This window comes from Labilibaculum euxinicum (genome assembly GCF_009795715.1).
GTDB lineage: Bacteria > Bacteroidota > Bacteroidia > Bacteroidales > Marinifilaceae > Labilibaculum > Labilibaculum euxinus.
In genome coordinates this window covers 313,966-327,674 of sequence record NZ_WTCR01000006.1, presented here as the reverse complement: position 1 = coordinate 327,674, position 13,709 = coordinate 313,966, and the positions used below count along the sequence as shown (strand labels likewise).

Annotated in this window: 11 protein-coding genes; 4 read left to right on the top strand and 7 right to left on the bottom strand. The window is 35.3% G+C overall.

The features are described from left to right. Positions 1–116: 116 nt before the first annotated feature. The 3 genes from GQR60_RS10455 (at position 117) to GQR60_RS10445 (ending at position 2,790) form a co-directional block, all read left to right on the top strand. Entirely contained in the window at positions 117–737 is a 621-nt protein-coding gene (locus GQR60_RS10455) for a MarC family protein (protein ID WP_124992866.1), read from the top strand. 34 nt (positions 738–771) lie between these two features. Continuing rightward, positions 772–2,124 (top strand): H(+)/Cl(-) exchange transporter ClcA, encoded by a 1,353-nt coding sequence (gene clcA, locus GQR60_RS10450; protein ID WP_124992865.1) that lies wholly within the window; start codon positions 772–774, stop codon positions 2,122–2,124. A gap of 243 nt (positions 2,125–2,367) precedes the next feature. Further along, positions 2,368–2,790 carry a hypothetical protein gene (locus GQR60_RS10445; protein ID WP_124992864.1) on the top strand — a complete coding sequence of 141 codons (423 nt, stop codon included), beginning with the start codon at positions 2,368–2,370 and terminating at the stop codon, positions 2,788–2,790. A gap of 186 nt (positions 2,791–2,976) precedes the next feature. On the opposite strand, the gene GQR60_RS10440 is transcribed toward GQR60_RS10445, so the two are convergent. From GQR60_RS10440 to GQR60_RS10425, 4 genes are all read right to left on the bottom strand, one after another. Beyond that, complete coding sequence (locus tag GQR60_RS10440) at positions 2,977–3,561, bottom strand: indolepyruvate oxidoreductase subunit beta (protein WP_101307825.1); 585 nt, start codon at positions 3,559–3,561, stop codon at positions 2,977–2,979. Between the two features lie 127 nt (positions 3,562–3,688). Continuing rightward, a complete protein-coding gene (locus GQR60_RS10435) occupies positions 3,689–5,314 on the bottom strand; it encodes a thiamine pyrophosphate-dependent enzyme (protein WP_124992863.1) in 1,626 nt (541 codons plus the stop codon). A 449-nt stretch (positions 5,315–5,763) separates the two neighbouring features. After that, positions 5,764–6,555 carry an ABC transporter permease gene (locus GQR60_RS10430; RefSeq protein ID WP_124992862.1) on the bottom strand — a complete coding sequence of 264 codons (792 nt, stop codon included), beginning with the start codon at positions 6,553–6,555 and terminating at the stop codon, positions 5,764–5,766. Positions 6,556–6,646: 91 nt separating this feature from the next. Beyond that, positions 6,647–7,243 (bottom strand): ATP-binding cassette domain-containing protein, encoded by a 597-nt coding sequence (locus GQR60_RS10425; RefSeq protein WP_160463458.1) that lies wholly within the window; start codon positions 7,241–7,243, stop codon positions 6,647–6,649. Between the two features lie 332 nt (positions 7,244–7,575). On the opposite strand from GQR60_RS10425, the gene GQR60_RS10420 reads away from it, so the two are divergent. Then, positions 7,576–10,059 carry a CoA-disulfide reductase gene (locus GQR60_RS10420; RefSeq protein WP_124992860.1) on the top strand — a complete coding sequence of 828 codons (2,484 nt, stop codon included), beginning with the start codon at positions 7,576–7,578 and terminating at the stop codon, positions 10,057–10,059. A 560-nt stretch (positions 10,060–10,619) separates the two neighbouring features. On the opposite strand, the gene GQR60_RS10415 is transcribed toward GQR60_RS10420, so the two are convergent. The 3 genes from GQR60_RS10415 to GQR60_RS10405 form a co-directional block, all read right to left on the bottom strand. Then, positions 10,620–10,997 (bottom strand): hypothetical protein, encoded by a 378-nt coding sequence (locus tag GQR60_RS10415; protein WP_124992859.1) that lies wholly within the window; start codon positions 10,995–10,997, stop codon positions 10,620–10,622. Between the two features lie 50 nt (positions 10,998–11,047). Continuing rightward, a complete protein-coding gene (locus GQR60_RS10410) occupies positions 11,048–12,025 on the bottom strand; it encodes a deoxyhypusine synthase family protein (protein ID WP_124992858.1) in 978 nt (325 codons plus the stop codon). 117 nt (positions 12,026–12,142) lie between these two features. Then, positions 12,143–13,549 carry a type III PLP-dependent enzyme domain-containing protein gene (locus GQR60_RS10405; protein ID WP_101307832.1) on the bottom strand — a complete coding sequence of 469 codons (1,407 nt, stop codon included), beginning with the start codon at positions 13,547–13,549 and terminating at the stop codon, positions 12,143–12,145. Positions 13,550–13,709 lie beyond the last annotated feature (160 nt).

The window sequence follows — 13,709 nt, the reverse complement described above, 5'->3', positions numbered from 1 at the left end:
ACAAATTACAAACACACGAAAATAAGTGATCCAAGTCGCATAGCGACTGATACATGCTTTACCTCTAATGTCAGGCATATGCGAGTACGTGAAATTAAAACGAAAAAAATAACAATATGATAGAATATTTAACCTACTCTTTATCTGTATTTACAGGCTTTTTTGCCATAATGAACCCGATTGCCAATATTCCTATTTTCTCATCATTAGTTCAAGACGCCGATGAATCAACGAAAAAAACAATTAATAAAAAAGCAACTGTAATTGCATTTTGTATTGTATTTATATTTGTGCTGTTAGGTAAATTCATATTTGAATTATTTGGCATTACAATACCTGCCTTTAAAATAACAGGTGGTATTTTACTCTTTTATGTAGGTTTTGAAATGCTGGAATCAAAAAAATCAAATATAAAACACCTGCAAAAAGTAAAGGTAGATGAAAACATTGCCGTATCCCCTTTGGCAATACCTATATTAGCTGGCCCGGGAACAATTGTTACAGCCATGAATTTTGTTTCCGACAACAACTATTTACATATTGGCATAGTCATTTTTATTTTTGCAATAATGTGCTTCATCACTTATTTAGCCTTCCTTTTTTGTGACTATATCGTTGAAAAGATTGGCCATAATATAATAACTGTAATCGGAAAAATAATGGGGCTTATTCTTTCAATAATGGGAATTGGAATGATCATTCAAGGGATCAAACTCGCATTCCACCTATTCAATTAATCCAATTTTAAACAATACAATCTTCTGATTTACTATGTCCATTAATATATCCAATATTTCCCGCCATCAACTTGACGGCGAAAATGCAAAACACTTCAAACAGCTGTTTCATGCACTCATCATCGGGCTTATTGTTGGACTTGTTGGCGGCTTTTTTAGAAATACACTTAGCTATATCGAAAATATCAGGGATATCTTATATCATCAGGCAGGCCAATCGGGATTCCTGAGCTGGCTTTGGCCGATTCTGTTTGCAATCATCGGAATAAGTATCGCTTTGTTTTTGGTGAAAAAATATGCACCAGAAGCCTCTGGAAGTGGAGTTCAGGAAATAGAAGGTGCACTGGATGGACTGCGTCCCATGCGTTGGAAAAGAGTACTTCCCATCAAGTTTATTGCTTCCTTATTTTCTTTAGGAAGCGGGTTGCTGCTGGGACGCGAAGGACCTACAATTCAATTGGGAGCTAACATTGGTAAGATGGTAAAAGACACCTTAGGCATACCCGACACCGAAAACAATTCATTGATCTCTGCTGGTGCCGCAGCAGGACTTGCAAGTGCCTTTAATGCACCTTTTGCAGGAATTATTTTCGTCATCGAAGAAATGAACGGCCATTTTAAATTTAATTTTTATTCGTTAGCGACTATTATGATAGGTGCAGGAACCTCAGACTTTATTGTTAGGGTGCTGATTGGATCTAAACCTATTATACAGATGACTGTATTTCCAAGCCCAAATATATATGGATTCTGGCTGTTTATTTGCCTCGGTTTATTATGCAGTATTATTGGTCTTTTCTACAATAAACTCCTTATTATATCTTTAGATTTCTTTCAGTTCACCTCGAAACTGCCCTTTATTTATACAGGGATTTTTGTGGGGCTAAGCATAGCAGTAATTGGTATCTTTTCTCCGGATATAATAGGTGGCGGATACGATACAATTGCCAAAGTTCTCGATCATTCTTTCACCTTATCTTTTCTATTGTTTTTATTTATCGCCAGAATGCTGCTGTCCTTATTCAGTTATAGTTTTGGTATGCCTGGAGGGATTTTTTTACCTATGCTTACACTTGGTGTTATTTTAGGCATGCTGTTCGGAGTCAGCATGCAACAATTTTTTCCCCAGTTAATTTCAAATCCAGGCGTTTTTACCATAGCAGGAATGGCAGGCATTTTTGCTGCAACTGTTAGAGCTCCTTTAACAGGATTAGTACTTGCAGTAGAAATGACATCAAACTATGAATTAATTTTACCTTTAATCATTACCACAGTTACAGCATCTGTATTTACATCACTTTTGGGGAATAAGCCAATTTATACAACCCTATTAAAACGCACGTTAGCAAATGTAAAAAAGGAAGAAAAATTTGATGATATAGAGTAAAGCCTATCAAATACTCTAATCTGCGAATTGGCAAACTAAAAGAACAAACAGTTAAACTTTTCTGCTTACATCCTGTTGATCGTGAATAGTAAATGAAAAATAGAAAGCCAACTTTAGCAATAGTTGGAATGCAATTGCAATTCCTATTTGCTGTAAAATATTTTAATGAAACAATGATCACAGGGAGGAACAATCTCATATTTTTCGAGTAATTTAGGTGTTCTTATAAATAATACAACAAACATGGAACCTATACTATTAAAAAATACAATATGCACTGAAGATATCGACCATTTGATTCTGAAAGGTGTACATGATATGGATATCAATCAGGATAAAAGAGATGCAATAGAATCGGAATCTAAAAAGCTATCCGGCACTTTAGTAAAAATAATTGATTACCATATGCATAATGGTGAAAATCCTGATGCTTCCTATACTTTCCGAATCGCAGTTAATTTCAATAATTTCACAGAGCAATACCGACAGGCATTTGTCGAAAATTACAAAAAGGATGTTTTGATTGGCTTTGGCATAAGTGCAATTTGGATGGGTATTTTAAATGGACTGGATGCCGAGAGTGGAATTATGCCCAATCATCCGTTAAAAAGAGAAATTGCAGCCTGCCTGCGGACAATAAGTGAAATCTTAGACAATAAAGGATAAAAAACAAGTGTAAAATCGAAAGAAATAAGATGAAAGTAAAGGCACTTCTTTAATAGAGAAATTGACTCAAACTTCACAAAATTTACAGTTTAATTATTTTTGATCTTCTTGTCACAAATCATAAAAAAATCCCCGTTTGGAATTATTTTCAAACGGGGATTTCGATGTATAATAATTGAGTTTTGACTATCTGTTTTCTTGCGAGAACTTACGTCCGGCATGAAGAGCCTTAATATTCATATCTACCACTTCTTCCCCTTTTCTAGCGAAGATTTTACGAATTCCTTCCTCCAAATATTCAAATGGAACATCGATAAAAGGAGATGCCGCCCCCAACATTACAAAGTTAAAAGCACGTGCAGAACCAACTTCTTCCTTTGCGATTCTATCTGCATCAATCAACACATAATTAGGCAAAGCTTTAATGGTTGCTTCCAATTTTTCCTGCTCAGGATAATCAGTAATATTGATAAAAGGAGTTGAATTAGTTACCACATAGCCACCTTTTTTCAAGTAAGGAAGGTAACGCAATGCTTCCATTGGCTCAACTGATAAAATGATATCAGCACCACCTTTAGGAATTAAATCGGAATAAATAGGCTTATCCGAAATTCTCATGAATGACTGAACATCACCTCCACGCTGACTCATACCATGAGTTTCAGCTTGTTTCATATATAAATCGTTGTCTAGTGCAGCAGAACCTAAAGCAGCAGCAATGGATAAAATCCCTTGACCACCAACACCTGCTATAACCATATCTGTTTTCATCTGTTTGTAATTTTTTGATTAAGGTCAGATGGAACTTACCATCGATCAAATAATTATTTTTGTGTATTTTAATAATTAGTTAATCATGGCCGTTTCATCTGTTTACTTTTTTCAGGTTAATATTTAATTAAGCTTTAGCCGCTGTTTTTGCCATACTTGCTTTCTTTATTTTTTGATCTCTAACATTCTTCTGTACACATACTCTGCGTGGAATAATTACAGAAACCCCTTTGTATTCAAACTCCTTACGGAAGATTTCCTTAATCTCATCATGTTTCTTAGGCACGGGAAGTAATACATGAATGTGCTCCTTCTCTACTCCTAAACCTTCGCAAATTGCTTCCAACTTGCCTTTAGCAGATGATTTCTGACCACCTGTCATTGAGATCGATTCATTATCAGAAATAATTACTGTAATTGGAGTCCTTTCATTAACAGCATCCAATAAACCAGTCATTCCCGAGTGCGTAAAAGTTGAATCACCAATAACGGCTACCGAAGGAATTAAACCAGCGTCAGCAGCACCTTTTGCCATAGTAATTGATGCTCCCATATCCACACAAGAGTTAATGGCATTAAAAGGAGGCAAAGCACCCAAAGTATAACAACCTATATCAGCAAACACACGACCTTCGCCATATTCTGCAATCACCTCATTCAACGCCTTGTACACATCAATATGACTGCATCCAACACACAATGCCGGCGGACGGGCAGCTACAATATCTGGTATTTCAAGACTTTCTTCAATTTTAAATCCAAGAGCTCTGCCAACCATATCCGGAGTTAACTCACCATCACGGGAAAGAGTTCCATCCAAACGGCCAATAACAGCTTCTTTTTCCAAATATCCTTTCAGGATTTCCTCAATCACAGGATAACCTTCTTCCAAAACCAATACTTTACCGCACTCGCCGGTGATCTTTTTGATCATTGTGCGTGGAATTGGGTACTGGCTGATCTTAACAACAGGATATGGACAATCTCCATCAGGATAATTTTCCATTAAGTAATTATATCCTAAACCACAAGCAATGATACCCATTGACTTATCAGCAGCATCGGAATATGTATTATAAGCTGAATCTTCTGATGCGGCTTCGAATTTCTCCTGATTGCTTAACAATTTCTTATAACGCTTACGCGCGATAGCTGGAAGTAATACGAATTGAACCTTATCTTCAGGAAGTTTCAACTCATTTTGTACCATTACCTCAGCAAATCTTGCAACACCGGCACGGGAATGAGCCAAACGAGTCGTAATTCTCATTAAAACAGGAATCTCAAAAGCTTCTGACAATTCGAACCCGAAACGAGCCATATCGTATGCTTCCTGTTGGTTTGACGGCTCTAAAACCGGCATCATGGCAAACTTACCGTATACTCGGGAATCCTGCTCATTTTGAGAAGAGTGCATAGATGGATCATCTGCAACTACGATCAACATTCCTCCGTTTGCTCCTGTAATGGCAGCATTCATAAAACAATCAGCAGCTACGTTCAATCCAACGTGCTTCATACAAACCATTGCTCTTTTTCCTGCATATGACATACCAAGAGCTGATTCCATGGCTGTTTTCTCATTCGCAGCCCAATCGCTGTGAATGTTTAATTCTTTTGCTTGTTTCGAATGTTGTATGTATTCGGTAATTTCAGTAGACGGAGTTCCCGGGTACGCGTAAACTCCAGACATTCCACCATCAATTGCTCCTTGAGCAATGGCTTCAACGCCTAATAATAAAGACTTTTGCATGTTGTATTTGTTTAACTATTTTGATTAATCTATAAGTTACAACACTTAGAAAAAAAAAGTGCCTAATTATAAAATTATTGATGTACTAAAACATCAATTACATTTACTCAAAAAATAGAATAGAAAATTGATCACAAGGATCGAGGTAGGGAATGGATTTTATAGTCCGCCAAACATTTCAAGGTAACTTACCAAGTAGGCGCAAACGTAAAAATAAATTTCAAGAAAATCCATATTTTTGCTTGTGAATTGGAATTAAAACAAGTCTTGTTTTTAATATTCGGTACTAAAATACCAATATTTGGTTTAAAATCAACAAAAGAGAAACCAAAGCAGGAAGTTTAGAATTAGTTCAAATAACGAAAACGGTTGCGTAAAAATAAACTACAAAGCTTTTGTATTGATATTCAATAAAATAACAAAAACTTCTTATAAACTGGCGAGGGATACTATTTCTTAAATAAATTGGCTTTAATTCGTCCAAAAGAGTCGAATGCAAAACGATTTGCCAGAAGAATACTAAGCATTAGATTTAAAGAGCAACCAACAAATATGGCGAGCATAATTAATATCTGATATTTTATGGCGACCATAGGAGAACTTCCACCTAAAATCTGTCCTGTCATCATCCCGGGTAAGGAGATTAAACCAATTACAGACATGGTAGCTATTAATGGATTTAAACCACTTTTTATGGCCGAGCGGATAAATGGTGCCAGTGAATTCTTTCTGCTATCTCCGTTCACCAAAAGAAAATAATACAAATCCTGTTCCTTAGTTAACCTGCCAAAATAATTGCTGATACCAACAATGTTATGATTTAAAGCATTTCCCAACACCATTCCTGATATAGGAATAAAGTAACGGGCATCAAAAACATAGTCGAGATGAATAACAAAACCTAGAAAGAAAGCATCCAAAATTAGAATACTTATAAATCCTGAAATTGCAAACGGAAGGATGAAAAACCGATAGGTAAGCCCTGCCCTCTTAATTGTAGTAAAAGTACCAACCAGAATCATTACACAAACCCAAATTACATTTACCCAGGCATTGTTCCATGCAAAAATATATTCCAGATAAAAGGCGACCAAAGAAAGTTGCATCACCATCCGAATTAAAGCAATAACAGTTTCTTTAACAATTTTCACTTTAAAATAGATGAAGCCTGCAATGGGAATAACCATGAGCAAAAATCCCAAGGCCAAACTCCCTATTCCTATGTCAACGATTTCTTTCATATGATTATAATTTTAAACTTTTGCCATATGGAACTTACCATGCTGGAATAATCATCCCCCTGTGTGTCAAAATATCTTTGGCATGGACGTTTCATAACTCAATTGTTCTGTTGCAATAGTCAATCCATTTCTTGTTATGGGAAGTTGAAACTATTGTTTTGTCAGGCAAAGAATTCAATGTAGCAAAGAGAAGATCGATGGAATGATCATCAAGAGCAGAAACTGGTTCATCCAGAAGGATTATTGGCTTATCAAGACTTAAGCATGCAGCCAAAACAATTCTTTGCTTTTGTCCTCCGCTTATTTCAGCAAAACTTTTATCAAATCCACATTCCCTAACTCCCAACTGATCCTGAAATTGTTGAAATCTTTCTACTTGTTCTGCATTCATTTGAAGTAAATCAGATAGCTCATTGGCTGAATCAACAGGTAAATTACTATTTTGCGGCAACCAGATCATTTTGTTTCGAATCGCTGCAATCGTATCGCTATTCAACTCTAAACCGTCAATTTGAATATTCCCGGATTGTGGTGTAATAAATCCCATTAATACTTTTAATAATGAAGATTTGCCCTTACCTGATGGTCCGCTAAAACATATTGACTCACCTGCAAAAACCTCGAAACTAAGATCTTTGCATATGAGTTGACCAGGAAAACTTAAATTAATCTTTTCACATTTTATCATATTCCCCATCTATACCATAAAGAAAATAATATTATCTCAATTGTACCCAATGCGAATCACATTTCTTTAGCAGAGATGAATACTGTCTGATAAACCACCCTTAATAATGAGAATATTCTCATATGATGATTTTCAATATCATTACAAATAATTTATTAAACACTCTTTATCAGACAGTTTAATCAATGCAATCGATTTAACATGCTGAGCAACATATTAAAAACCAACATTGCATTAGTGATAAATTTTTCTGAAAGATTACTTTTGCATGATAGATATATGGATATCTACATATGATGATTACAATAAAATAACTTTTAAAACATATAACAATGGCAAAATACTTAATAGTTGGTGGTGTAGCAGGAGGAGCAACAACTGCGGCTCGTTTACGCAGAATGGATGAATCGGCAGAGATAATCATGTTCGAAAGAGGCGAACATATTTCGTATGCAAATTGCGGTTTACCATACTATGTTGGTGATGTTATTACAGAGAGGGAAAATCTATTGCTGCAAACTCCTGAAAGCTTCAAAAAAAGATTAAATGTTGATGTTCGGATTAAAAACGAAGTTGTTAGAATTGACCGCGAAAATAAATTAGTAGAAATCAACGACCTCATCAACAATACAAGCTATACTGAAACTTTTGATAAATTGGTTGTTTCTCCAGGCGCAGAACCGATAAAACCACCAATTCCCGGCATAAAAGACAAAGCAATTTTCACTGTTCGAAACGTAAATGATACAGACAAAATTAAAACTTACATCAACGAAAACAAGCCAAAGAAAGCTGTAGTTGTTGGAGCTGGATTTATTGGTTTGGAAATGGCTGAAAACCTTCATCACCTAGGTATGATGGTTACAATTATTGAAATGGCCGAACAAGTAATGACGCCTCTTGATTACGAAATGGCGGCCGTTGTACATCAGCATTTAAAGACTAAAAATGTTGAATTTTATCTGAATGATGGTGTTAGTCAGTTCAAAAGAGATACTGATCATCTTGAGATTCATTTGCAATCGGGCAGAAAAGTGGACGCTGATATGGTTATTCTTTCTATCGGTGTTAAACCTGAAACCAAATTAATTAAAGAGGCAGGTATTGAGTTGGCTCCCAACGGAGGTATTAAAGTAAACGAATACCTTCAAACCAGCGATCCTAATGTATATGCCTTAGGTGATGCTATCGCTTTCCCACATCCTATTACCGGCAAATACACCAATGCATATCTGGCAGGCCCTGCCAATAAGCAGGGTAGAATTTTAGCAAACAATTTGGTTCTGGGACACAAACAAACTTATAAAGGTTCAATTGCAACTGCCATAGCTAAAGTATTTGATCTCACCATTGGATCGACAGGATTGGCCGAAAAGGTTCTTAAAAAGGAAGGCATTTCTTTTGTCTCTAATATTACTCATGGAGGATCGCATGCAGGATATTATCCCGGAGCAATGCCTACAAGTATAAAAATCACTTTCGATCCCCACAGCGGGAAATTATATGGTGCTCAAATAATTGGATATGAAGGTGTAGACAAGAGAACCGATTTAATTGCAACAGTTCTTAAAAAAGGCGGAACAATTTACGATTTACAGGAAATCGAACATGCTTATGCTCCCCCCTACTCATCGGCAAAAGACCCTGTAAATCAGGCAGGATTTACTGCAGGAAATATTATTGAAGGTTTGGTAAATATTATTCATTGGGATGAATTGAATCAATTGCATGCAGCAAATAATTTTATATTAGATGTTCGTACTCCTGATGAATTTGAACTGGGTCAAATTGAAGATGCCGTAAATATAGAAGTGGATCAAATCAGAAATCGCCTGGACGAAATACCTAGAGATAAAAAAATAATAATCTATTGCGGGGTTGGTTTACGTGGCTATTTTGCATCAAGAATCTTAATGCAAAAAGGCTTTTCGGACGTTTACAATTTAAGTGGTGGTTACAAAACCTACGAACACGCAACCTGCAAACAAAGTAACGAGGATATTTTTGAATCCAGTTATGTGGCCAAAGACAGTCATATCTATAGAAAAAAAACAAGCTTCGAAGAAAAAGAAATTCAGTCTGAGAAAAAAATCATTGAGGTAGATGCTTGTGGATTGCAATGTCCGGGACCCATCATCAAACTAAAAAAGGAAATTGACAAATTAGAGAACGGTGACCGATTGCTCCAAAAAGTTACTGACCAGGGATTTATGAAAGATGTTGCATCATGGTGTAACATGACGGGAAATAAATTAATTTCTCTTGATTCTGATAAAGGAATTATATCTGCAGTTATTGAAAAGCAGAAAAAAGATGAACAATGTTCTGTTTTAAACAATGGCATAGCCAAGAATAAAACCATGGTAATTTTTTCTGATGAATTGGATCGGGCTTTGGCATCACTTGTTATTGCCAATGGAGCTGCCGCCACTGGAAATAAAGTAACCCTCTTCTTTACTTTTTGGGGATTGAATGTGATTAAAAAAGCAAACAAACCAAAAGTTCAAAAAGATTTGATGGGCAAGATGTTTAGCAAAATGATGGCAAACAGCGCAGATGATTTAAAACTGTCAAAAATGAACATGATGGGTTTAGGTTCTAAAATGATGAAAAAAAGAATGATGGCGAAAAAAGTAGACTCTCTTGAGGATTTACTAAAAACCGCTATGGAGAATGGTGTTGAGATGATTGCTTGTCAAATGTCGATGGATGTAATGGGAGTTGATAAGGGTGAATTACTTGAAGGTGTTTCTATTGGAGGTGTAGCAACCTATCTTGAAGAAGCTGAAAAATCCAACATTAATCTATTCATATAAAACAGTAGTGTCACTGTAAAACAAAAGGGTTGTTTCAGTATGGAAACACCCCTTTTTTGTATCCTGAGATTTAGGAATTTCAATGACAGATTTCATTGTAAATAACAAAAGAAATTTTTTGGATTAGTATTCCTTAAACCTCACATTTTTCCATATAAAACTTCCTAATTTACTGGACATTGCTTCTTTAATTTTGTAATTTGAATACTCAATTAACACAAAGGAAATTCTATTCCAAAACGATCCTCACCCTCTCAAATTTCAAAAGAAAATTGATTCAATATTTCCCTCAATCGAATTCTACAAACTTATACCCGATGATGCTAATTGATTAAATTAGAAAAAGCTAAGTTGGTTTCTCTCTGGAAGTAGAGAAAAACCATTAGTGAGTAGGTTGACTGAAATAGCAGAGTTTCTTATAGTCCCTTAATTTATAGAATTCTGCTATTTCTTTCAACATTGGAGAATGAGAATACATTCAATTCAAAAAAGGCGGTAAAATCAAAATACATGATTTTACCGCCTTCTATAATTATTTTATTTCTGGTAGAAATAAAGGTCTATTCATCATCCATATCATCGTCATCATCGGCAATGTTATCCACATCCTCATCATCGTCTGACATTAAAAAATCGGAATCAGAATCAGAGTATTTATCTTCATACGATTCCTTCTTACTGTCCAACAGATTTCCATCATCGTCAAAATCGTCATCATCTTCGATAAGTTCCTGAGCTTTACGAACTGACATACGAACCATGTAAATTTTATCCTCAGTCTCAAACGGCAAGGCACTTACTAATTCATTTTTATGATTTCTGAACTCAATCAAATTATCCATATATCCCTCAGGATAATACAATTTTATTTGTTCCTGTATCTCCTGGCTAAGCTTTTCATAGCTCTGGATTACTCTCGGTTTATTGCTGCTCTTCATACAATAATATGTTTATCGAAAAAATGGAAATATATTTGGCTTATTATTAATTACCAACCTAGTAGATATGCAAAAACCAAGGGTGCCACAATTGTAGCATCTGATTCAATAATGAATTTAGGCGTTTCAATACCTAACTTACCCCAAGTAATTTTCTCGTTCGGAACAGCACCCGAATATGATCCATAACTTGTTGTAGAATCAGAAATTTGGCAGAAATAACTCCAAAAAGGAGTGTTTGTTCTTTCCATATCCTGATACAACATAGGAACTACACATATTGGGAAATCTCCTGATATACCACCACCAATCTGGAAAAATCCGATACCTTGGTCTCCTGCGGTATTGCTATAATAATCTGCCAACCAAGTCATGTATTCAATTCCAGATTTCATAGTTGACGCCTTCAATTCTCCTTTTAAGCAGTAGGATGCAAAAATATTTCCCATGGTAGAATCTTCCCAGCCAGGAACTACAATCGGAAGATTTTTCTTTGCAGCTTCCAACATCCAGCTGTTTTTAGGATCAATTTCATAATATTGTTCCAACACTCCTGAAAGTAACAGTTTATACATAAACTCGTGTGGAAAATATCTCTCGCCCTTATCTTCAGCGTCTTTCCAAATATTATAAACGTGTTTCTGTAATCTTCTAAAAGCTTCCTCTTCAGGAATACATGTATCTGTTACTCTGTTTAAACCTTTCTCCAGCAAAGCCCACTCGTCATGTGGTGTTAAATCTCTGTAATTAGGCACTCTTTCGTAATGTGAATGAGCAACAAGATTCATGATATCTTCCTCAAGATTTGCTCCGGTACAAGTAATAATATGAACTTTATCCTGACGAATCATTTCTGCCAAAGACCGACCTAATTCAGCAGTACTCATAGCACCTCCAAGGGTAATCATCATCTTCTTCCCTTCTGCTAAATGCTTTTCGTAAGCAACGGCAGCATCTACCAAAGCAGCTGAGTTAAAATGTCTGTAATGTTCCAATATAAATTTAGTAACGGGTCCTTTAGTTTGCATGATTTTATAATTTATAGCAAAGCATTTTAATAATACTATCTGGCAATTAAAAATTTGAGATTTTCGTCTCTCTTGCAGTGCCAATTCTGCAATTTTATTTGTAATACAATTACTTCTTTACTTTTTGTATCCTAAAAGTTTAAACATCTCATCGGCAGATTGTTCGTTTCGGTAAACATAATCGAAAAAATTGCCTTTTTCATCTCTGTCAATTATTACATGTTTTGGAGATGGAATCAAACAATGCTTAATGCCTCCATATCCGCTGATTGCATCCTGATAAGCTCCGGTATGGAAAAAACCAATATACAATGGCTCTTTTTCATCATTGGAATAACTCGGCAGCAAAACCTCCTGATTTAAATCTTCAGAATTGTAATAATCCGAGTGATCGCAGCTAATTCCGCCAATATTTACACGTTTGTATTCATTTTTCCATTTGTTGATTGGCAATAGAATAAATTTTTCGTGAATAGACCATGCATCAGGAATGGTATTCATTAAACTATTATCAATCAAATACCAAGACTCTGTATCATTTTGTTGTTTCTGTTCCAGCACTTTAAATATGATTGCACCACTTTCTCCAACTGTATATTTACCAAATTCAGTATAGATGTTTGGCTCTGGAATTTCATCCTTAATGCAGGCATCCTTAATGTTGGAAATAATTTCATTAATCATGTATTCATATTGGTATTCGAACCCCAGATGATTACGTATCGGAAAACCACCACCTAAATTAAATGAATCAAGAGTTTCACTATCCTTCTTTAATTCGGAATAAACCTTTAATGCCTTCTGAAATTCACCCCAATAATACAAACTATCCTTAATTCCTGAATCTACAAAGAAATGAAGCATTTTAAGCTCAAACTTTGGATTATTCTTGATTCTATCGTGATAAAAATTAATGATTTCATTACTGCGAATACCCATTCTTGAAGTGTAATAGGCAGATTGAGATTCCTCATTAATAGCCATTCGCAAACCAATTTTCACTACCCGATCCTTTGCCAGTATTTCCAAACGATCCAATTCCTGTACACTATCAAAAATGATGATGCTGTTCTTGAATCCAACCTCCTGCATATCCAGGATTTTTTTCAAATATTCATCTGTTTTGTAACCATTATGAATAATAATTCTGTTGAAATCAATTTTTTTATCTCTGTAAAGATTCAAAATCAAATCGATATCAAAAGCTGAAGAAGTCTCAAGATTAACATTGTGTTTTAATGCTTCACCAATTACATGCGCAAAGTGATTGCACTTTGTACAATAACAATACTCATAAGAACCTGCGTAATTATTTTTCTTGATTGCCTTGTTAAAAAGATTCCGGGCTTTTTTTATTTGATCTCCTATTCGGGGAAGATAAAAGAATCTAAACGGAGTACCATGCTTTTCTATAAGATACTTCATAGAGATCCCCTGAAAAGTAAGGTAATCATCGCGTAAGTCAAAGCCTTCCTGTGGAAAATAATAGCTCTGCTCAATCAAATCAAAATAGGTGTTTTTCATTTACGTAATCATAAAATATTTTTGTTGTTATTAACTGCCTCAATTTGCAAATAAAACCATTTTTTCAATGAAATATCCACTTCATAAAAAAAAAATCACACAAGAACTTGTTTTTTTTGCATAATCTTCCAAAACCCCAACAAAATTAACCCGTTCAAGA